Annotated in this window: 18 protein-coding genes; 10 read left to right on the top strand and 8 right to left on the bottom strand. The window is 44.0% G+C overall.

Going from position 1 to position 21,935, the window contains the following annotated elements:
• The first annotated feature begins 83 nt into the window (after window positions 1-83).
• The 6 genes from DBR43_RS01635 to DBR43_RS01610 all read left to right on the top strand — a co-directional run bounded on the left by DBR43_RS01635 (window position 84) and on the right by DBR43_RS01610 (window position 11,246).
• On the top strand, window positions 84-662 hold the full coding sequence (locus DBR43_RS01635) for a sigma-70 family RNA polymerase sigma factor (RefSeq protein ID WP_124577294.1): 579 nt from the start codon (window positions 84-86) through the stop codon (window positions 660-662).
• A gap of 73 nt (window positions 663-735) precedes the next feature.
• Window positions 736-1,785, top strand: a complete 1,050-nt coding sequence (locus DBR43_RS01630; protein WP_124577292.1) for a FecR family protein — start codon at window positions 736-738, stop codon at window positions 1,783-1,785.
• Between the two features lie 295 nt (window positions 1,786-2,080).
• Window positions 2,081-5,599 (top strand): TonB-dependent receptor, encoded by a 3,519-nt coding sequence (locus DBR43_RS01625; protein WP_158622398.1) that lies wholly within the window; start codon window positions 2,081-2,083, stop codon window positions 5,597-5,599.
• Between the two features lie 74 nt (window positions 5,600-5,673).
• Window positions 5,674-7,461: a RagB/SusD family nutrient uptake outer membrane protein gene (locus tag DBR43_RS01620; protein WP_124577288.1), complete on the top strand. Its 1,788-nt coding sequence runs from the start codon at window positions 5,674-5,676 to the stop codon at window positions 7,459-7,461.
• Window positions 7,462-7,554: 93 nt separating this feature from the next.
• On the top strand, window positions 7,555-8,676 hold the full coding sequence (locus DBR43_RS01615) for an acyltransferase family protein (RefSeq protein WP_124577286.1): 1,122 nt from the start codon (window positions 7,555-7,557) through the stop codon (window positions 8,674-8,676).
• Between the two features lie 47 nt (window positions 8,677-8,723).
• A complete protein-coding gene (locus tag DBR43_RS01610) occupies window positions 8,724-11,246 on the top strand; it encodes a family 20 glycosylhydrolase (RefSeq protein ID WP_124577284.1) in 2,523 nt (840 codons plus the stop codon).
• A gap of 204 nt (window positions 11,247-11,450) precedes the next feature.
• On the opposite strand, the gene DBR43_RS01605 is transcribed toward DBR43_RS01610, so the two are convergent.
• The 5 genes from DBR43_RS01605 to DBR43_RS01585 all read right to left on the bottom strand — a co-directional run bounded on the left by DBR43_RS01605 (window position 11,451) and on the right by DBR43_RS01585 (window position 15,934).
• Entirely contained in the window at window positions 11,451-11,645 is a 195-nt protein-coding gene (locus DBR43_RS01605; RefSeq protein ID WP_124577282.1) for a hypothetical protein, read from the bottom strand.
• A 68-nt stretch (window positions 11,646-11,713) separates the two neighbouring features.
• On the bottom strand, window positions 11,714-12,736 hold the full coding sequence (locus DBR43_RS01600; protein ID WP_124577280.1) for a CobW family GTP-binding protein: 1,023 nt from the start codon (window positions 12,734-12,736) through the stop codon (window positions 11,714-11,716).
• Window positions 12,733-13,413, bottom strand: a complete 681-nt coding sequence (gene folE / locus DBR43_RS01595; protein ID WP_124577278.1) for a GTP cyclohydrolase I FolE — start codon at window positions 13,411-13,413, stop codon at window positions 12,733-12,735. The genes DBR43_RS01600 and folE overlap by 4 nt, the downstream gene beginning before the upstream one ends.
• A gap of 59 nt (window positions 13,414-13,472) precedes the next feature.
• A complete protein-coding gene (locus DBR43_RS01590) occupies window positions 13,473-13,934 on the bottom strand; it encodes a hypothetical protein (protein ID WP_199756930.1) in 462 nt (153 codons plus the stop codon).
• A 230-nt stretch (window positions 13,935-14,164) separates the two neighbouring features.
• Window positions 14,165-15,934 (bottom strand): hypothetical protein, encoded by a 1,770-nt coding sequence (locus DBR43_RS01585; RefSeq protein WP_124577276.1) that lies wholly within the window; start codon window positions 15,932-15,934, stop codon window positions 14,165-14,167.
• Between the two features lie 136 nt (window positions 15,935-16,070).
• On the opposite strand from DBR43_RS01585, the gene DBR43_RS01580 reads away from it, so the two are divergent.
• The 4 genes from DBR43_RS01580 (at window position 16,071) to hemN (ending at window position 20,250) form a co-directional block, all read left to right on the top strand.
• A complete protein-coding gene (locus DBR43_RS01580; protein ID WP_124577274.1) occupies window positions 16,071-17,255 on the top strand; it encodes a PAS domain-containing sensor histidine kinase in 1,185 nt (394 codons plus the stop codon).
• Between the two features lie 19 nt (window positions 17,256-17,274).
• Window positions 17,275-18,333 (top strand): response regulator, encoded by a 1,059-nt coding sequence (locus DBR43_RS01575; protein WP_124577272.1) that lies wholly within the window; start codon window positions 17,275-17,277, stop codon window positions 18,331-18,333.
• 83 nt (window positions 18,334-18,416) lie between these two features.
• Entirely contained in the window at window positions 18,417-18,890 is a 474-nt protein-coding gene (locus tag DBR43_RS01570) for a lactate dehydrogenase (protein ID WP_124577270.1), read from the top strand.
• Window position 18,891: 1 nt separating this feature from the next.
• Entirely contained in the window at window positions 18,892-20,250 is a 1,359-nt protein-coding gene (gene hemN, locus DBR43_RS01565) for an oxygen-independent coproporphyrinogen III oxidase (protein ID WP_199757000.1), read from the top strand.
• A 149-nt stretch (window positions 20,251-20,399) separates the two neighbouring features.
• On the opposite strand, the gene DBR43_RS01560 is transcribed toward hemN, so the two are convergent.
• Genes DBR43_RS01560 through DBR43_RS01550 form a run of 3 tightly spaced genes read right to left on the bottom strand, consistent with a single transcriptional unit; the run spans window position 20,400 to window position 21,934 of the window.
• The gene (locus DBR43_RS01560; protein ID WP_124577266.1) at window positions 20,400-20,786 is read right to left on the bottom strand and encodes a group III truncated hemoglobin; all 387 of its coding nucleotides are present in this window, start codon (window positions 20,784-20,786) and stop codon (window positions 20,400-20,402) included.
• Between the two features lie 33 nt (window positions 20,787-20,819).
• Window positions 20,820-21,506, bottom strand: a complete 687-nt coding sequence (locus DBR43_RS01555) for a sulfite exporter TauE/SafE family protein (protein WP_124577264.1) — start codon at window positions 21,504-21,506, stop codon at window positions 20,820-20,822.
• The gene (locus DBR43_RS01550) at window positions 21,503-21,934 is read right to left on the bottom strand and encodes a FixH family protein (protein WP_124577262.1); all 432 of its coding nucleotides are present in this window, start codon (window positions 21,932-21,934) and stop codon (window positions 21,503-21,505) included. Before DBR43_RS01550 ends, DBR43_RS01555 begins: the two co-directional genes overlap by 4 nt.
• Between the last annotated feature and the right edge of the window lies 1 nt (window position 21,935).

Below are 21,935 nucleotides of genomic sequence, written 5' to 3'. Positions count from 1 at the left end.
AGGGGCAGATAATTTTTTATCGCCGTTTGACTTTTATTGTTAAATTTGTTAGAACCAGACCAACTAACCACCCTAACTGCCATATGAACCTTTCAGTCCTCACCGATGATGAACTGGTCGTTCTTTTTAAAGACGGCAGCGAACGTGCGTTCAGGGAGATTTATACCCGTTACTGGAAAGGGGTCTTCCAGGTGGCTTATAAAAAAACACATTATAAGGAGCTTGCTGAAGAACTCACACAAAATCTTTTTGTAGACCTTTGGCGCAGAAGGGAGACCGTAACCATTGTTTCCATCAGTAATTATCTTTTTGGAGGCCTGAAATACAGCATCATTAATCATTATAAATCTCAGCTGGTAAGGGAGAACTATCAGGATCACCTGAAAGTTCTGAAGAATGATACGGTAGAAAATACCGATTACCTGTTGATGCTCAATGAATTGTCTGGCGCGCTAAGCGATGGGATCGCCCGGTTGCCCAAGAAAACAGGAGAGGTGTTTAAGCTGAGCAGACTGGAGCATTATTCTGTAAAAGACATCTCCAGGGAGCTGAACATCTCCGAAAAAGCAGTAGAGTACCACATCACCCAATCCCTCAAATCGATGCGTTTTCATTTGAAAGATTACCTCTTTTTGCCAGTCCTTCTCAGTCTGTTTTTATAAAAACGGAAAAATATTTTTATTTTCTTTAGGGATCGCCTGCCTTTAGCTTACATATAGTTTAAAAGCTATAATAATGAGCAGAGAAGCATTTCATCTTTTATTGGACAGATACCTCCAGGGAACATGTACAGACGAGGAAAAACGAATCGTTGAAGAACTTTACGGAATGCTCGACAAAGAAGACCTCGACGAAATTAACTCCAGGGAAATCAATACCATGGAGCAAAAGCTTTGGGACCGGATTCATGTGGACATCTCTGCTCCGGAAATGGCAAGTCCTGTTTTCGCAAAGCAGCGCAGGCGCACTGCAGGAATGTGGACTGGAATTGCTGCTGCGGTTGCCGGTTTTATTCTGATCACCGGTTATGTGTTTTTTAAAGAAGAAAGCCGCATTCCAACATTCCTGGCCGTTCAATCCGTACAGGGCATTAAAGAATGTACCAATACTTCGGGAAAGCCCGAGAAAATTACTTTTGAAGACGGCAGCTCTGTTATCCTCGAAAAAAATACGGTAATTAAATATCCGGCTCATTTTAGTCCTGATGTGAGGGAAGTGACCCTTGAAGGGGCAGGATTTTTCCAGATCAGTAAAGATGCTTCCAGGCCATTTATGGTGTATAGTAAAGATGTGATCACCAAAGTGCTTGGGACGAGTTTCATGATCAGAACAAGTGCATCAGGTAAATCAACCGAAGTTTCTGTTCATACCGGGAAAGTTCAGGTTTCTCCGGTTTCCGGCAGACTGGCCATTGTGAAAGGAATCCTGGGCACAGATAAAGCCATTTTCTTAACCCCCAATCAAAAGGCGGTATTCGTTAGTGATGAGAAAGTATTTGAAAAAATGCTGGTCAGCAATCCTGAGCCGGTATCGGCAGAACTGCGTGGTGCCGAGGTTAAAGATGCTTTTGCGTTCAACGATGCACCATTGTCTGAGGTGATTGCACAACTTAAAAAGACCTATGAGATCGATTTTATTGTAGAAAATAAGGCTTTATATAACAATACGTTTACCGGTGATCTTTCTGAACAGAGCTTATACAACAAACTGGATTTCCTGTGCGAGTCCATCAAAGCGACCTATGAAGTCTCAGGAACAAGCATCATCATTAAGAATAAGAAATAACAAACGATAAGAAATAACAGGTCAAAAGATCTAAACCAGCAGCGTTGCGGGACCTTGCAGGAGATCATGAGATCTGAATGAACATTAGCAATTTAATTAACCAATCAACTAACCAACCAACCAAACCAACAGCTTATGAAAAAGAGAAACTTTTACTAGACCAACTCCAAAAAAAAACTGACAATGTTGCGGGACATTGCCAGTTAAATTGATTCTGAACGAAATTTTCACATTAACGAACAAAACTTCTAAAGGTATGAATAAAAAGCGATTTGTTGCTTTAATAATAACAGCAATGAGAATATCTGTAAGCCAAATATTTCTTGTGATCTTATTTACCTGTAGCACCTTTGCAAAAAAAGTAGAGGCACAGGGAATCCTGAACAAAGAAATTTCTATCAATATTACTGAAGGTAAAATAAAACAGATCTTAAAGGAAATCCAAAACCAGACTAAGGTAAAGTTTATTTATAGCCCTTCCATGATCAGATCTGAGCGGATCGTCTCTGTAAACGTAGTTAATAAACGTCTGGGAGACATCCTGTCGGAAACGCTCGCTGGCCTTAACATCACTTATCGGGTGGTGGATCAGCACATTTTATTATACGATAAAGACAGCTTTGCCGCTGCGGAAGCAGAAGCGAAAAAACCACAGATCGTCATCAAAGGACAGGTGAGCTCCACCAAGGGAGAAACCCTGCCCGGCGTAAGTGTAAAAATAAAAGGAACTTCCATTGGTGCAATGACGGATGCCAATGGTAATTATGCGATTACCACAACGTCAGCAGATGCGGTTTTGGTTTTTACGTACATCGGTTTCAAAACCAAGGAGGTTGCTGCTGCAGGAAAAACTACGGTCAATGTCCAGCTGGAAGAAGAAGCCACCTCCCTCGGTGAGGTGGTGGTAGTGGGGTATTCCACACAAAAGAAAAAGGACCTGACGGGAGCAGTCTCGGTGGTGAACGTTTCTTCCATGATCAAACAACCGGTTTCATCAGTGAACAACCTGTTACAGGGACAGGCATCCGGCGTAACCGTACTGGGTTCCGGACAACCGGGCGAAGAGCCTCAGGTGAAAATCCGGGGGATCAATACTTTCGGAAACAACAGTCCGCTATATGTAGTAGATGGAGTGCCTACCCAAAGTACTTCCGACATCAACCCTAACGACATTGAATCGGCGCAGGTGCTTAAAGATGCGGGCTCAGCCTCAATTTATGGTTCCAGAGCTGCAAATGGAGTAATCATTCTGACGACTAAAAAAGGAAAAGGAAAGATCCAGGTGAACTACGATGCCTATTATGGAACGCAGCGTCCTAAAAGCGGAAACGTATGGGATATCCTGAACCCTCAGGAAATGGCAGATTTAAAGCGCCAGATGCTGATCAACTCCGGAGAAACCGACCTCAATGATGCGCTCTACGGAAATGGCCCTACTTATGTTGTCCCTGATTACATTTTACCAAGGGGAGCAAAGGAAGGCGATCCGGGAACAAATCCTTCTTTGTATAATGTAAAACCTTTTTTCACCCCTGCAGAGTATGCCGGTTTTAACAGGATCACCCGGTCCAATAAAAACGGAACAAACTGGTATGAAGAAATTTTCAGTCCGGCGCCAATTACAAGTCATAACGTAGCGGTGAGCGGAGGTTCAGATCAGGGGAGTTACCTTTTTTCTGCCAATTATTTTAACCAGGAAGGTACCTTGATGGAAACTTTTCTCACCAGGTATACCGTACGTTCCAATACGCAGTACAACATTGGTAAAAAAATCAGGATAGGTGAGAACATTGCTTATTCCATTAAAAATAACCCTAAAATCGGCGGGTTGACGGGCGATAATGCCATTGGTCATGCCTTCCGTCAGCAACCGATCATTCCGGTATATGACATTATGGGGAATTATGGCGGTTCTTTTGGTGGTGGATTGGGCGATGGCTATAATCCGGTAGCCATGTTGAACAGAACAAAAAATAACAGGGCAACTGATAACAGGTTGTTTGGAAATGTTTTTGTTGAAGTCGACCTGCCGGCATCACTTACCCTTCGCAGTTCATTTGGAGGTGCCAACTATTCCGGTGATTCCAGATCATTTGTTCATCCTCAATATGAAAATTCTGAGAATAACATAACCAATACCTATTCCGAATCTTCATATACAGGTTTTGAATATACCTGGACAAACACGCTTGCTTTTACGAAAGTCTTTGACAGACATAGTGTAAAAGCCGTAGTGGGTACAGAATACCTTAGGAATCGTGACAACACACTGAGCGGGAGCAATAAAGGCTATTTCTCTTTTGATCCCAACTTTACCAATCTGAATACCGGAAGTGGTCCAAAAGATTCTTCCAGTGAGCGGGAAGCCAGTGCGATGTTCTCTTTGATCGGACGTTTAGACTATAGCTTCAACGACAGGTACCTGATCGGTGCAACGCTGAGGAGAGACGGTTCGTCTAAATTCACGGAAAATGTATATGGCTGGTTTCCTTCTGTAAGCGGGGGATGGAGAATCTCTCAGGAATCTTTCCTTAAAGATGTGAAATGGCTTACCGATTTGAAAATCAGAGGAGGATATGGTGTCATGGGGAATCAGCTGAACGTGACCAATGGAAACGGATTCAATACTTTTAGCAGTGCTATTGCGCCTTCTTACTATGCGATAGGTGGGGGAAACAATGTGGTTTCCGGCTTCTATAAAAATGCGACGGGTAACCCTGGTGCAAAATGGGAGAAAAATACCAATTCAAACATTGGGGTAGATGCGACTTTATTTGGTGGGAAGTTTGAAATCTCCGCTGATTACTACCGTAAAACGATTAAAGACCTGTTGTATAATCCGGAAATGATCGCTTCCAATGGTGCTTCAAGACAGCCTTATGTGAACATCGGCGAAATGAAAAACGATGGATTGGATCTGGCCATCTCTGCACATACCAATATCGGTAAGGACTTGAAATTTAATGCAACAGCGACACTGACCACTTACAATAACCTCATTAAAAAGATTTCAGCAGATGCAGATTATTATGATGAAGATCCGCGCCGTTTTGATGGCAGCATGATCATCCGCAATAAAGTAGGTCGTTCTGTAAGTGAATTTTTTGGTTATAAAGTAGCAGGTTTCTGGAATTCTCAGGCAGAAATTGATGCGGCAGATGTAAAAGCAAGAGGCATTACCGGTGATGTCAATTCAGTATATCAAAGTGCTGTTGCTCCAGGCCGTTTTAAGTATGAAGATGTGAATGGTGACGGATTAATTACTGCCGATGACCGTACTTTCTTAGGAAATGCAAATCCTGATTTTAGTTACGGCCTGAACCTGGGGTTGACTTATAAAGATTTCGATCTGAGTATGTTCTTCTACGGTGCACAGGGCAATTCGATCTGGAATCAGGTGAAATGGTGGACGGATTTTTCTTCTTCATTTGGAGGGGCAAAGAGCCATACAGCATTGTATGATTCCTGGACACCATCTAATATGAACGCTAAAGCGCCCATTCAGGAAAAGAACCAGTCTTTCAGTTCTAACGGTGTTCCAAATTCTTATTTTGTAGAAAGTGGATCTTACCTGCGACTAAAAAATGCACAGATCGGTTATACCTTCTCTGCAAAAACACTTCAGAAAATCGGAGTTGGAAAGCTTCGTGTTTATGTTTCCGGAGCCAACCTGTTTACGATTACCAAGTATTCAGGACTGGATCCTGAGATTGGTACTTCCAGTGCAACGGGAAGCCAGACTGCTTATGGAGTAGATGAAGGTGCATATCCAAGTCAGCGTACTTTCCTGTTGGGATTAAATTTAAATTTTTAACCATTTAATGTTTTAGACAGATGAAACCATCATTTATGACAGTTTCATCACCATTAAACAATAATTATATTCCGATGAAAAGATCAACATACATTTTGTTAACTGTATTGTGCTTTACAACGCAGTTATTTTTCTCCTGCAAAAAGGCATTGGAGCAACCACCACTGGGCTCTTTGACAGAGGAAATTTTAGCCAATAAAAATGGGGTGAACGGTTTGTTAATTGGTGCCTATGCTGCATTAGACGGACAACAAGGTTCAAATCAGGGTTTAGGCGGAGGAGAGGCATGGCATGCCTCCCCAAGCAACTGGGTCTTTGGTTCCATCACCGGTGGGGATGCTTCCAAAGGAAGTGATGGGGCAGATCAGCCTGCTGTAGATCCTATTGCGAATTTCTATTCAGATGCGACCAATGCCTATTTCAATGGGAAATGGAAAGCCTTATATGAAGGGGTAACCCGGACCAATAACGTGTTGAAAGTAATGGCGAAGGCGACCGACATCAATGATGCCGACGGTAAAAATATCGCTGGTCAGGCGAGATTCCTTCGTGCACATTATTATTTCGAACTGAAGAAACTATGGAATATGGTGCCCTGGATCGACGAAACGACCACGATCTTTAACCAGCCAAATAATACTGACATCTGGGTTAAAATCAATGAGGATCTTAAATATGCCTATGAAAATCTGCCGGCTACCCAAACAGAGATGGGAAGGGCCAATAAATGGGCCGCAGGTGCTTACCTTGCAAAAGCCTATTTATACCAGCATAAATTTCCGGAAGCTCAGGGATTGTTTGATATCGTTATCTCTCAGGGGGTAACCACTACCGGTAAAAAGTATCAGTTGAATGCTGAGTTTTCAGACAATTTTAAGCCGAGTAAAGAAGACAACTCTGAGGTGGTTTTTGCCATTCAAATGGCGGCTAATGTGGATCCAAACGGCCCGTCTAACGGGAATAATGGAGACATGCTGAACTTCCCTTATGGAAACAGCCCTTTTGGCTGCTGCGGATTTTTCCAGCCTTCTATTGATATGGTCAACCATTTTAGAACCAATGCGGCCAACGGACTTCCTTATCTGAACAACTACAATGATTTTGCGGTGAAGAACGATATGGGGATCAAAGGAAATGAGGCCTTTGTTCCGGATGCAGGTACATTGGATCCCAGGATCGACTGGACCGCCGGAAGACGTGGTGTTCCCTACCTGGACTGGGGAATCTATCCTGGAGAACCATGGATCAGAGATCAGCGGTATGGCGGACCTTATGGCCCCAAAAAGAACATTTACTGGCAGGAATCACAGGCAACCGATGCCGATCTCACCACCTGGGCACCAGGTTCAGCCATCAATTACCTGGTCATCAGGTTTGCAGATGTCTTGCTGATGGGGGCAGAGGCGGAGGCTCAGGCAGGAAGCCTGAGTAAAGCGGAAGGCTATGTAAACCTGGTTAGGGCACGTGCAGCAAATCCGGCAGGATGGGTGTACAAGTATAAAAACGATGCAAAGCCGATGGAAGGATTCTCCAATATCCCGGCAGCCAATTATAAGGTAAATGAATATCCGATTGGTGATTTCTCCGGAAAAGGAAAAGACTATGCTTTAAGCGCCATCTATTTTGAAAGAAAGATAGAGCTGGCGATGGAAGGGCACCGTTTCTTTGACCTGGTACGCTGGGGCATCGCCGATCAGGAGCTGAACGCCTACTTTAACTTCCAGGGTAAGCTGACTTCTGATGTAAGAAATGGAAAATATATTAAAGGTAAAAGCGAATATTATCCGATTCCACAACGGCAAATTGATTTGAGCCAGGCCAATGGCGCGGCGGTGTTGAAACAAAATGCCGGTTATAACTAGGGAAAAATTGTTTCCCCACTTTTTATCCCTATAATGAGTAGGGGCGGATGCCCCTACCTCATTTATTATATTTATTTGTAACTTCCTCTTCAAATGAACCAACCACAACGTTTTTTATCACTCGATGTTTTTCGGGGAATGACAGTCTGTTTCATGATCATCGTTAATACTCCGGGAAGCGGCGCCCAGCCATTTGCCATGCTGGAACATGCAGCCTGGCATGGATTTACCCCAACAGATCTGGTTTTCCCTTCTTTCCTCTTTGCCGTAGGGAATGCCATGAGCTTCTCTATGAAAAAGTTCGGACTGATGAAAGATCAGGAAGTGCTGGGCAAAATATTTAAACGAACCTTGCTGATTTTTCTGATCGGATACCTGATGTACTGGTTCCCGTTTTTTCATTACAATGATGCCGGAGGAATCAGCCTTTCCCCAATCGGAAATACAAGAATTCTGGGCGTATTACAACGCATCGGTCTGTGTTATGGAATGGTGTCCCTCATGATTCATTACCTGTCTACAAGATGGGTCATCGTTCTCAGTGTCCTGTTTCTGATCGGTTACTGGCTGGTATTGCTGTTTTTCGGAAATCCGGCCGAGCCTTTCAGTATGACCGGAAATGCAGGTCAGTACCTCGACCTGTTCCTTCTTGGAGATACGCACCTCTACCATGGCGAAGGGATTGCCTTTGATCCTGAAGGGATCCTCAGCACCATTCCTTCCTGTGTAAACGTGATCATCGGTTATTATGCAGGCCGCTTTATTCAGGAAAAAGGAAAAGGTTTTGAAAGCATTGCTAAATTACTGCTGGCGGGGGTATTGCTCGTTTTCCTGGCATGGTGCTGGAATTCAGTTTTCCCGATCAATAAAAAATTATGGACAAGTTCATTTGTGCTGATCACCTGCGGACTGGACCTGATCATCATCGCAGGGTTGATTTACATCATTGAAGTGAAACAATCGATCAAATGGACCGGCTTCTTTACCGTATTCGGTAAAAATCCCTTGTTTATTTATATCGTTGCCGATCTGTTGCTGATCATCATCAACACGATATTCCCTAAATCTGATTTTAGCGGATGGATCAATACGGTGTTTTTCCAGGCCATAGCCCCGGGACCTATTGGGTCTTTGCTCTTTGCGATTAGCTTTATGCTGGTCTGCTGGCTGGTAGGATATGTTCTTGACCGGAAGAAAATATACATTCGTGTCTGATGATTTTATAAATAAAATGCAATACATCACCTCATAAGATAATTTAAATGAAACAATATGTGATCGGCTCTTTATTGATTCTGGCCGTAATGAAACCCGGGTTTGCACAAAAAAAGGCCAGCTTAAAAGCCGCAGACCTTAGCATTAACCTGGAAGTCCTGAGCAGGAATGACGGCAGGATCCAGTCAGTTTTGCGCCTCAAAAACAATGGTAAAGCTGAGCTTCCCGCCTCAGGATGGAAAATTTATTTCAACTCCAGAGTGGTGAAAACATGGGCTAAGGATTCGACAATAGCCACTATAAAACATGTCAACGGAGATCTGTTCTGTCTATCTCCATTGAAAGCCTTTAAAACGGTTCCTGCCGGAGCGGAGCTTCAACTTCAGCTGGCCCTGGAATCAATGAACAATGTGACCGAACGTCCACAGGGATTCTATCTGGTCTGGGATAAAAATCCTGATCATGGGGAGTCCATCTCTAAACTGACCTACAAACCATTCCCGGCGCATTTAAAAGAAGAACAGGAACTGGCAGCGAAAATTTACCAGCGAAATACAGGAATTAAAGACATTGCTGAAAGCGATTTGCCGGCAGTGTTTCCAACTCCGGTCAGCTACGCGAAGCAGGAGGGGGCTTTTAAACTCAGCGCGGCTGTTCAATTGGTGACAGGAGGTGTTTTTGAAAAAGAAGCAAAGGGATTTGCTGATGAGCTTGCCAAAATTTTAGGAAAGACACCGGTTGTGGTTAAAGCTTCTGAAAAGGGAGGGATTTTCTTCGAACAGGAAAGTTCTATGGCTAAAGAAGCTTATGAACTCAGCATCAGATCAGAGAAAATAGTGATCAAAGCCGGAGACGCAGCGGGCGCATTTTATGCGATCCAGTCGTTAAAAACGATGTTCCCTGCAAAAGCCTGGGCAAGTGTGCAAACGGTCATCAGCCTTCCTGCAGCCAGGGTTAAAGATGCACCCAGGTTCGGATTCAGAGGTTTTATGATGGATGTAGGCAGAAATTTTCAGCCCAAATCAGAAGTATTGAAGGTCCTGGACCTGATGGCCCTGTATAAACTCAACGTCTTCCATTTTCATTTAACGGAAGATGAGGGCTGGCGACTGGAAATTCCGGGATTGCCGGAGCTTACTGCTGTAGGGGCACAGCGTGGACATAGCCAGGGGGAGCAAAAAAGTATCCTTCCTTCTTATGGATCAGCAGCCGCTGCAGGAACAAATTCCGGAAGCGGATTTTTTACCAAAGCAGATTATGTAGAAATTCTTAAATATGCTACTGCAAGACATATCCTGGTCATTCCTGAAATTGAAACTCCGGGACATGCCCGTGCAGCGATCAAATCAATGGACGCCAGGTATTCCAGGTTGATGAAAGCCGGTCAGAAAGCGGAGGCGGAACGTTACTTGTTAAGAGACCTGAATGACCAGTCTAAATACCGTTCTGTCCAGGGCTTTGACGACAATGTGGTCAATGTAGCACTGCCTTCTACTTATGCTTTTCTGGAAAAGGTAACCGATGAGCTGATTGCCATGCACAAAGAAGCAGGGGCACCCCTGACTACAATTCATTTCGGAGGGGACGAAGTTCCTGCAGGAGTCTGGGAAAAATCAGCCGCTGCGGATCAACTGTCAAAAACAGATCCTGAGGTTAAAGGAACGGATGCGCTTTGGTATTACTATTTCAGTAAAATGAACCAGCTGTTAAAGGCCAGAGGGTTATACCTGTCGGGATGGGAAGAAATCGGACTCCGTAAAATGGAGGTGAACGGCGAAAGGAAAATGCTGCCGGAACCCCGTTTCGTAAATGAAAACTTTCATGCGGATGTTTGGAACAACCTGACCGGTAATGAAGACCTGGCCTATAAAATGGCGAATGCAGGATATAAAGTTGTTTTAACGCCGGTAACCAATTTCTACATTGACCTTGCGGTAAATCCAAGCTTTGAAGAAAGAGGACAGAACTGGGGTGGTTATGTGGACGTAGACAAACCTTTTTACTTTATCCCTTACGACTATTATAAAAACGTAAAAGAAGATGAGCAGGGGAACCCTGTTGACCTGAGTGTTTTTAAAGATAAAGAGCGGCTTACAGAAAAAGGAAAATCAAATATTGTCGGTTTACAGGCGCCATTGTGGAGTGAAACGATAAAAACACCAGCACAACTGGAGTACATGATGTTGCCAAAACTTTTAGGCCTTGCCGAAAGGGCCTGGGCTAAAGATCCGGAATGGGCAACGACAACAGATGCCGCAAAGGAGAAAGCAGCATATGATCAGGCATGGTCGGAATTTGTCAATGTTTTAGGTAAGAAAGAACTTCCGCGTTTAACATATTATTCGGGCGGTTATCAATACAGAATTCCAACTCCCGGTGTGCAGACCGGCAACGGACAGCTGGAGGCGAACCTGCAGCTTCCGGGCTTTACCATTCGCTATACCACTGACGGAACTGAACCAGGAAAAAACAGCCTGATTTATAAAACAGCGATCCCTTTTAAAGGAACAGTAAAACTGCGTGCTTTTGACGGGGCAGGAAGAGGGGGCAGGACAATTCTGATCAAATAAGCTTAAAAAAGACCTGAAATAAAAACAGGGATAAATCGGAGAGATCTATCCCTGTTATAATGTGGTTGACCCACCACAGATCAACCTAAACCAAACAAACTGATCATATAACGGCGAATGTTGTTAAAAAGTTTTCAGGTTTAAAAATAAAAACAATTTCATGACAATTGTAATCGATTTAGCGAGGCTTTAGGGCGCCATGCGCTATTCCTTGTCATGATATAAAAATTCCATCCCCTCCGGGGTAATAGAAGAGGAGTGCTGGACACTGGACCTGTTGATCCGGATGTAGCCCAATCTTTCCAATTCTTCGTACTGTTCTTCCATTCCTCCCAAAATTGAGGAACTAACTTGCTGGTCAATAATTTCCAGTAATGATTTCATAGCTTCTTTTTCCATGGCATTTATTGGTTATTGTAGCGGATTTTTCTTTCTACCTAATATAAGAAAAAAATAAGTTGAATCCATCAGCCTTCCAGACAGCTGCGAAACATTCTGTCGAAGCCATAAAGGGAAAGGCGTTTGCCAATGACCACAATTTTACTTTCTTTTTTATCCCCCTCCAGCCAGGGCTGGCCTTTGCTGACAGACATTCCCTTTCCAACCGTCTGCAAAATCACGCGATCAGTATAGTTTGCATTAAAAAGAATCCCCTTTATCCGGTAAACACCAATAGATTGTGTCAGCAGAAAAACCATCATCCGGTGCTGAATGGCTTCAATGTCCATATTTTCCGGATACCTCAGCAAAATGGTTTCAATGTCACTATGCTGGTGCCGGCGATGGGAGCTGCCCAAACCAAACTGCGGTGTTGCTTCACTTTCCGCAGGAATCAGGTTGAACATGCCTTTAGGCGTTAGAAAAGGTTTAGGATTGCTGTAAAAATTGGCAAACCTTTCTCTGTTAAAGAGGATCTCAATCCTGAAATCGTTCTCTAAGGCCACTAAGATCTCTGCAAATGGATTTAAGGTCTTTAAAATTGCCTGCAATTCCCGAAGATAAGCAGGACTTACTTTTTCAGATTTATTGAGCAGAATGACGTCGCTGAACGCAATTTGCTGGATCGCTACTTCTGTTTCTTTCAGCTGATCTTCAATCAGCTCGGCATCCACAACACAAATGACCCTTTTCAATTGAAAACTTTCCTGAACCAATTCATTGGTCAGAAATGGCCTGGCAATATTGGCAGGATCAGCGATGCCGGTGGCTTCGATCAGCAACTGGTCCCAGGACGATTTTCTAAGCCATAGCTGATTGAGGATGTCGTAGAGGTTGTCATTTAAGGAACAACATAAACAACCATTATTGAGTTCCACAATATTGTCATCCCCCTTAATGAGCAGTTCTGCATCAATGCTTTCTTCGCCGATTTCATTTTCTATAATTGCAAAACGGGTTTTTGCTTTTCCGGAAATGATCGCGTTGACCAGGGTTGTTTTTCCTGAGCCCAGAAAACCCGTTAAAATACTGACTTCTTTGATGTCTTTCATCTGAGAAGGGTATCAGTGCCGATGTTTAACATCTGGAAAAAATCCTTCCTCGTTTCTTTCTCTTCGAATTTTCCGCCATAACTGATTGTGGTCGTCCTGCTGCTCTGGTCTTCCACGCCACGCATACTCACGCACATGTGTTGTGCAGTGATGACCACGATGATGTCTGAAGTATTCAGGACCTCCTGAAGCTCCCGGAAGATTTGTTTGTTGAGCCGTTCCTGTACCTGTGGCCTTTTGGCGTAGTATTTTACGATTCTGTTGATCTTGGAAAGACCGATCACCTTGCCATTCGGAATATAGGCAATGTGTGCTTTTCCAGGCATGGGCAGGAAATGATGTTCACAGGCAGAGATAAACTCAATGTCCTGTTCAATCAGCATCTGATGGTAGCCGTATTTGTTTTCGAAAATAGAGATGCCCGGTTTATTGGCCGGGTTCAGTCCTGAAAACAATTCTTTAACATACATTTTGGCTACACGGTATGGCGTTCCCCGCAAGCTGTCGTCATTCAGGTCTAAACCAAGCTCTTCCATAATTGCGGCAAAATGCCCGCTGATGGCCAGAATCTTTTCTTCATCGGTTTTTAAGAAGGCATCAGCCCTTAACGGGGTTTGGGTGTTTGCGGAGAAATGCGCTTCCCCTTCAGCTTCGTAGCTGCTCAGTAAATGTTCCATTTTATGATGGTTTGATATTTTGACAGGTAATGGTCCTTTTTATCAGGGAATAATCTGTTTTATTTGGCCTGGGATGCGGTTGCTTTCTGGAGGCTGATTGGCGCTGCGGTTGCGGCATCAACAACTTCCAGCTTCAGAATTCCCTCAATGAGGACCGGTTTGGTGGTATAGGCTATCGGGCTGGCCATGTTCACTAAAATCATGGCAGGAACTCCGTTTTGGCCGCAAAAGAAACATTGATTGATGGGCAATGGAGAAAACAGGAATTGCTGCTGTTTCAGTCCTGCCTTAATGGGAATGATATAACCTTTTAAACTGAAATTACGGTCTGCAAACCTCCTGATCATCTCTCCGTACACTGGAAGGATTTTATTTTGCTTGTTCAGTTCAAAATTCACGGAGCCAATAATGTCCCAGTTCATGGAGCGGATGACATCAGAGGGGTTGTGCGCTCTTTTTTGGGCAAGGGCGCAGGTTGTAAAAAACAACAGGGCCATAATAAGGGGTAGGCGGCTTTTCATGTTTATCAATGCAATTGGATCCTGCAAACATATATTAAATGCAACAATATTGCAATTGTTATTTGTAAACTGAAATGCGGATGACTTAATGCGTGGAGCAGATCTGGTCTGTTTGGGAGAAACCAGGAGCAAGCCAATCAAAAACAGGAATAGTTAAACCAGGGAAAGAAGGGGGGAAGAAATGCACCTAATTCTTGTTCGATCCCTGGCTTAATAAATTAAAGCTCAATCTAGCTTAAGCGTTGCTCTGCGAGCTGGAGTTGTTTGAGCATTTCCTCTACAGACAAGCTATCCTGGAATTTTAATTCAGGAATGAGCGCTTTGTAATAATCGATCCCATTCAGTAACTGCGCTTTAAACTTGCTGAAATATTTGTCTTTTTTAGCATTAAATTCCTCCAGCTGGGCGGCGATGTCTTTCTTCAGATAGTCCACATATAAGTTGAGTTCATTGATGAACAGGTTGGGACGCAGGACCTCTGAAAGCAAATTCTCTCTTCCATAAATGTGATTGATCATCTCTTTAAGGGAATATTTGGCATGAAAGAAAGCCAGATTTGGACCCGGACAAATGCTCACTGCCCTGTTTTCCCTTGGTTTTAATATCCCGGCCTTAATGTAGGTCGAAGCACATAAACCTTCACACAGGCATACTTTCTCTGTAATGGAATCAAACTGTTTGTCGTAATCTTCCTTGGGCAGCTGCTGGTCTTTCAGTTGTTTTATCTTTAGGTTTTGATATTCTCTTGATGCCGTACAGATGGGCAGCTCCGTGAATTCGGTATTGGTACATAGAAATTTCTTCGTGCATGGGCTTCCCGGCCGCCCTTTCTCTATGCGCTGCAGTCTCTGTTGCTCTGCGGTACTTTTTTTGAAATTATTGAAAAGTACGCCCAATGGGGAAGAGTTGCTCAGGTAATAATCATCCGCCCTTGCGGTAACCAGATCGTTCAAAGTTTCTTCATCTACATTTGTCGCTTCGGGAACCAGTAAAAACGGACTTCCCCAACCCGCCGCATCCAGCTGATAATAGTTGAGCAGGAACTCATGCTCTTCGGCGGTGCCGATTCCTCCCTGGGCAGTAATGCGCTGGATTGGTTTTGCCATTTCCGGAAGGCCTTTGCCGATCAGGGCTGCACTGTACATCTGATAGAGTTCTTCCGCAAGTTCGGTACGCTTTTGTTTGAATTCTTCCAGGATAGGTCCCAACAGGAAGCCTTCCGTAGCAAAGGCATGGCCTCCGCAGTTCAAACCCGATTCTACCCTAAATTCGGAGACCCATAAGCCTTTTTTAGCCAGCATCTTTGCCTGGATCAGGGCCGATCGGAAGTCGCTCACTTTAAGGATGATTTTCTTTTGAAGTTTCCCTCCGGCATCTGGAAAAAACGCAGTGCATTTTTCCATGTAAGCATATAGCCTGGGGTTTAAACCTGCGGAAATGATCACTGAGGAATCCAGTGTACTATTGGCAAAACCACGCATAGCGGCCAGGGCATCGGTGAAATCATCACCGGCATATTCCTGATTGGCCTTATAATTGGCTTTATCAACTTTAGACATGATGTTGACATCTATGGCTCCCGGAGTCATGGAGGCCAGCAGTTCTTTTTGAAGAGTATCTCTGGATATTCCCGCTTCTAAAGCCTTCATTTGCATATACTTTTGTTTTATCGGAGCAGTATCCGGCAAAAGCTCAAAATACCGGGACAGCTCGGTTCCTTCCTCAAAGGTTTGTGTTTTCAATGTTTTGAACTGCTCCTTAACGAGTATGTCCAAAAGGTTCAGGTAGGCGGTAATCCTCCTCGCCCTGCTGTCTTCCTCTTTTTTCTCAATTAAGGTATATCCTTTTGTTGTATTTTCCTGATGGTACTTCCTCATGCGCTCCGTCAGTTCATCATCCACAATGGAGACAACGGAAGAGATGCCGTATCTGGCTACTTTTAAAGGAGTGTCAATGGAATAGCCTAAGCCTAGTACGGGGATGTGAAAAGTATGGTTCATTTAATATAAAATAGCGGGGTGAATCGCAAAAGAACAGACTATTTAATTTTAAAAACATGATATTAGTCACACTTTTGCATGATTTAGGTTATCTGCCTCCTGCAATCGTATTGACTATATTTGTAAAAAGTAAAACATGGAAAAGGCGAGGTTACTTAAGGCGATCATTGAAACGGCGATTGATGGGATCATTACCATTGATAACCGGGGCAGGATAGAGAGCCTTAATCCGGCAGCATTGCGGTTATTTGGTTATTCGCTGGAAGAGGTGGAAGGAAAAAATATTTCCGTTCTGATGCCTGAACCAGACAGAAGCGGGCATGACGGCTATATTTCCAGATACCAGACCACCGGAGAAAAACGCATCATCGGCAAGGGAAGAGAAGTAAAAGGACTAAGAAAAGATGGTTCTACTTTTCCTTTCAGACTCGCCGTAAGTGAGGTTCAGTATGATGACCGGATCATCTATACCGGATTTATACATGACCTCTCCAGGGAGAAAGAAGCCGAAGAACGATTGCGCGAATATGCTGCGGAGCTGGAAGAACTGGTAGAAGAACGGACAAAATCGCTCAAGAAAACCGTACAGGCATTGAGTGAGGCAAAAGAAGAAGTGAGCCTTTCTTTAGAAAAAGAGAAAGAACTCAATCAATTGAAAAGCAGGTTTGTTTCTATGGCTTCTCATGAATTCAGGACACCGCTGAGCTCCGTACAACTTTCAGCCTCTCTGATCGATAAGTACGCGGAACCTTATGACAATACCAATATCAGAAAGCATGTCAGTAAAATCAAAAATGCGGTAGGAAACTTAACTACCATTCTGAATGATTTCCTGTCTCTGGAACGTCTGGAAGCAGGAAGGGTAGAGCCGACATTTACTGCATTTGACCTCGTGAAACTTTCGGAAGAGATTACAGAAGAGATGCAGATGATCGCCAAGCAGGACCAGAACATCATTTACCAGCATACCGGACTGCAAAGTATGGTCTTGCTTGATCCAAACCTCCTGAAAAACTGTATGATCAACCTGATCTCCAATGCCATCAAATATTCAGGAGAAAATACCTTCATAGAATTCAACACGGAAATCAACGACCAGCAATGTGTGGTGACCATCAAAGACAATGGGATCGGGATTCCGGAATCAGACCATAAGTATTTATTTCAACCCTTTTTCCGTGCGCACAATACCGGTAACATCCCCGGAACAGGTCTGGGCTTAAACATTGTTCACCGTTATGCCTCCCTAATGAAGGGAGATTTATACTTTGAAAGCAGCATTCATACCGGGACTAAATTTGTCCTGTCCTTCCATAAATAACAATTACGAATAAACACAAATGAAGAAGATACAGATACTCATTATAGAAGATAACGACGACATCCGGGAAAGCACTGCCGAAATTCTGGAGCTTGCCAATTATGAAGTATTGCAGGCCAGCAATGGCAGGATAGGCGTTGAACTGGCGGGAACGCACCTGCCGGACCTGATCTTATGTGACATCATGATGCCCGAGCTGGATGGCTATGGCGTATTGTATTTGCTCAATAAAAATGAAAATACTGCCGCTACCCCTTTTATCTTTCTGACCGCAAAAGCGGAACGTCTGGACATGCGTAAAGGCATGGAAATGGGCGCTGATGATTACCTCACCAAACCTTTTGATGATGTAGAACTGATGAATGCAATAGAAAGCAGGCTCAGCAAAAAAGAAAAACAACAACATTTCTATAGCCAGTCGCTGGAAAAACTCAGCGCGCTGTTCAGCAATACTTCTGGTTTGCAGGAGCTGGAGAAAATCATTGCTGCACGTAAAGTCAGGGCGATTAAGAAAAAACAGATCGTTTATTACGAAGGAGACAATGTTTCCGGCGTTTATCTTGTGATGCAGGGAAAAGTGAAAACCTTCAAGCTGAGCGAAGACGGAAGGGAATTGTTAACCGGGATGTATGGCCATGAAGAATACTTTGGGATCACTTCCTTATTGCTCAATGCCCCATACACAGAAACGGCAGAGGCGATGGAAGACAGTACTGTTTGCATGCTGCCAAAGGACTTAATGGAAGATTTGCTCCACCGTTATCCGGATGTAGCCAGACAGTTTATAGAGATCCTCTCCAATAACCTTCAGGAAAAAGAAGAACAATTGCTGCAGCTGGCCTATCATTCTGTTAGAAAGCGCATGGCGGAAGTATTGGCCAGGCTTTGTAAACAGGAGCAGGAAGGGCCTGAGCTAACCCTGCGCATTTCCAGGGATAACCTTGCTGCAATGGCAGGAATGGCCACAGAAACGGTAAGCCGGATCCTCAGTGACTTCAAAGATGAAGGGATTATTGAAAGGAAAGGAAGCCAGATCGTTATCCTTGACCAGATCCGGCTGCAGCAAATGAAAAACTGACGAAGATCACTTTTTCGGCTGACCGAACTCATTCTCCCCGCCATGCCTTCATGCTAACTTTGATTATTAAATAATCGAACCGCATGAGAGTTGTCGCATATAGTATAAAATCTTTTGAAAAAGAACCGCTGGCCATTGCCAACAATAAAAAACATGAGATCACGCTGATTTCCAATTCGCTGGGCCTGGAAACAGTTTCTTATGCCGAAGGTAAAGAGGCGGTAATTGTTTTCAACGAAGAGGACAATGTTTCTGCCCTGGTGATCAATAAGCTGGCCGACCTTGGGGTGAAATTTATTGCCACACGCTCTACGGATACCACACATATTGATACCGAAGCCGCTGCTTTAAGAAGCCTTAAGATCGCCAATGTTCCATTGGCTTCCTTATCCGGCCTCAGCGAGAGGGAGCTGCCAATGGCCCTGGCCACTGAAACCATCATCAACCTGGACAACTGGCAGCAAAACCGTTGCCTCGGCGATGCCTGTGTCTGTTCAAGATCATGTGATCAGGCAGGAAGCAAGGTGCACATCAAAGGACAACCTCATCAGCATTAATATGGACAGCATCGTTTCAAAATACCATGTTGCTGCACCACGCTATACCAGTTATCCTACCGTTCCTTACTGGGACCTGACTGATTTTAATGCGGAAAAATGGGCTCAGGCTGCAGCACAATCTTTTAAAGAAAGCAATGATTCAGACGGAATCAGCGTATACATCCACCTTCCTTTTTGTGAAAGTCTCTGTACTTATTGCGGTTGCAATACCAGGATCACAAAGAACCATCAGGTGGAAGAGCCTTATATCGCAGCTGTTCTGAAAGAATGGCAATTGTACCTGAATCTGTTTGTCAGCAGGCCAAAAATCAAAGAATTACACCTGGGGGGCGGTACACCAACATTCTTCAGTGCCGAAAACCTACAGGTTCTGATTGAAGGGATCCTGCAATATGCAGACCTCCATGAGGATGCAGAATTTAGTTTTGAAGCCCATCCCGGAAATACCAATCCGGAACATCTGAGCACTTTGAACAGACTTGGATTCAGAAGGCTGAGTCTGGGAATTCAGGATTTTGATCCTACAGTACAACTGATCATCAACAGGATTCAAAGCTATGAACAGGTAGAAGAGGTGACCCTTAAAGCCAGGGAATCGGGATATACCTCGATCAATTACGACCTTATTTATGGCTTGCCTAAACAAAATCCGGCAGGTTTGTCCGATACCCTCGATGCAGTTTTGAAATTAAGACCAGACCGCATCGCTTTTTACAGTTATGCGCATGTGCCCTGGGTAAAACCCGGGCAAAGACGTTATACAGAAGCCGATCTGCCTTCTCCAAAAATGAAGCAGGAACTCTATGAACTGGGCCGTAAAAAACTAAAAGACGGAGGTTATATCGATGTTGGTATGGACCATTTTACACTGGCTACAGACAGTTTATACGGCGCGGAGATCAAAGGAAACCTGCACCGGAACTTTATGGGGTACACCCATCAATACAGTCGTTTAATGGTCGGATTGGGAGTTTCATCGATCAGTGATACCTGGTCTGCCTTTGCCCAAAACGTAAAAAAAGTAGAGGATTACATCAGGATCGTAAATGAAGGAGAACTGCCCGTATTTAAAGGACATTTACTGACAGAGGAAGACCTGATGATCCGTAAACATATCTTAAACATCATGTGCAGGGGATATACTTCCTGGAGCCGGACTGAAGAGCAGTCTGCCGCATTGAACGAAGGATTAAAGCGCATGCGCTGGCTGGCATTGGACGGCCTTGTCTTATTGTCGGAGGAGAACCTGAGGGTAACTCCCCTGGGTAAAAGATTTTTAAGGAATATCTGTATGGCGCTGGATGCGAGATTGTGGGCCAATCAGCCTACCACACAGCTGTTTAGTCTTACCGGATAATCGGGGTGTCAGCTGATAAGAACTGCCTGAACGTTTAATGAACAAAAGCACCGGCATTAGTAAATAGCAAATAGGCTAAAAGAAAATAAAGCATTAAAAACAGCTCGCTTTGAACGCAATAATTACCTTGCAAAAGGGATTTGAAACGTTTAAAGCGAGCTGCTTTGTTTGATCTTATATTGCATCAGCTGACCGATAGAAGAGGCCCTGGAAATGGCATTTTCTGCTACCGGCCCTTCAAAATTAGCGTTGATGGTCGCTGTCCATATTTTCATCCATTGATCAAAATGTTCCGGATGCAGGGGCACTTCTTTACTTAAGGCAATGTGCTTTAACATTGGATTTCCTTTATAGGTCACCACATCCAATAAGATCGTTTCCCAGAAAGTAACCATCACCGGAATGTGTCTTTCCAAAGAAAAATCTGCCGCTTTAAATACCGGACCGATCACCGGATCAATCAGTGCATTGCTATAGAAAGCATCTACCAGTAAGCGGATGTCATTGCTGTCTTTTATATCTCTCATATTTTTCATTACAAATTTACGTTTAATGGGACAAAAAGAGAATTACCTGCATTCTGCAACTCCCTGTCCGCTTCCTGCCGGACTCAGATAGGGGATGTTTAATTCCAGTCCCCTGAAGATAAACCAGATGCCCAGGCAAAGCATAAAATAAGGAATCACCCTGTTGATCCTCCTGCGCAGCAATGCTCCCGTAAAACCCATACTTAGCGTTGCGATAAACATCAGGGGAAGGGTGCCCATTCCGAACCAGAACATATAGGTCATGGAACTGCTTACATTTCCTGTATTTAAGGCTCCTGCCATGGCCAGGTAGACAAAACCACAAGGTAGAAATCCATTGATCAGGCCAATGATCAGGTGGTTGGCCTGATGCTTCAAGGCATAGTTAAAGGCCTTGTGGAAAGGCTTTAAAAAGAGCGAAGGTGTGTTCTTAAAGACCTGGAATTTGAATAACCTGGAAGAGGCCGCCATCACAATCAATACACCACTGAAAATACTAAGCCCCTGCTGAAAGCCGGCCATCCAGATCTGTTGTCCGATCAGGCCAATCATCAGGCCCAGAAAACAGTAAGAAATGATCCTTCCCAGCTGATACAACAGCTTGTCCAACACCAGAAATGCCCAGCCCTGTTTCAGGGAGGGCACAGCGAAGGCAAGGGGACCGCACATACCTATGCAATGTACGCTCCCCAGCAGTCCGATCATGAAAGCAAGTCTTTCCGTACTCATTTTACCATGACCTCCTGCTCATCCAAATAGGATTTACCTGCACTATTCCATGTAATGATCAGTTTCCATCTTCCTTTGGCAATTTCTTTCGAAGGGATGGCCGATCTGTATGCTGCATCTGTTTTGAAATTAACCACCTTGTCCATGCGTTTATCCGATGGGCGGACGATTTTTACTTTTCCCTCAGCGGCAGCTTTAAACTTAAGCAGGATTTCTCCGGGTAAAACAAGGATCTCCGGTGCGGCATGGTCTGCCTTCACCTGTTCTTTCAGGTTATAATCTGCATTGTAATTGAGCCCTTTCTCATAATAATCATTATCTACAAGGGCATCAGGTTTGCTGTTAAACATCATCACTGCCAGTACGACAATGAAGGTCATAAACGAGACCATACCCATCACTAATTTTGTTCCCCAGTTCCATTCCATA

Origin of the sequence: Pedobacter sp. KBW06, assembly GCF_003852525.1 — a bacterium.
In the GTDB taxonomy this organism is placed as follows: Bacteria; Bacteroidota; Bacteroidia; order Sphingobacteriales; family Sphingobacteriaceae; genus Pedobacter.
This window is presented reverse-complemented; position numbering and strand designations above follow the sequence as displayed.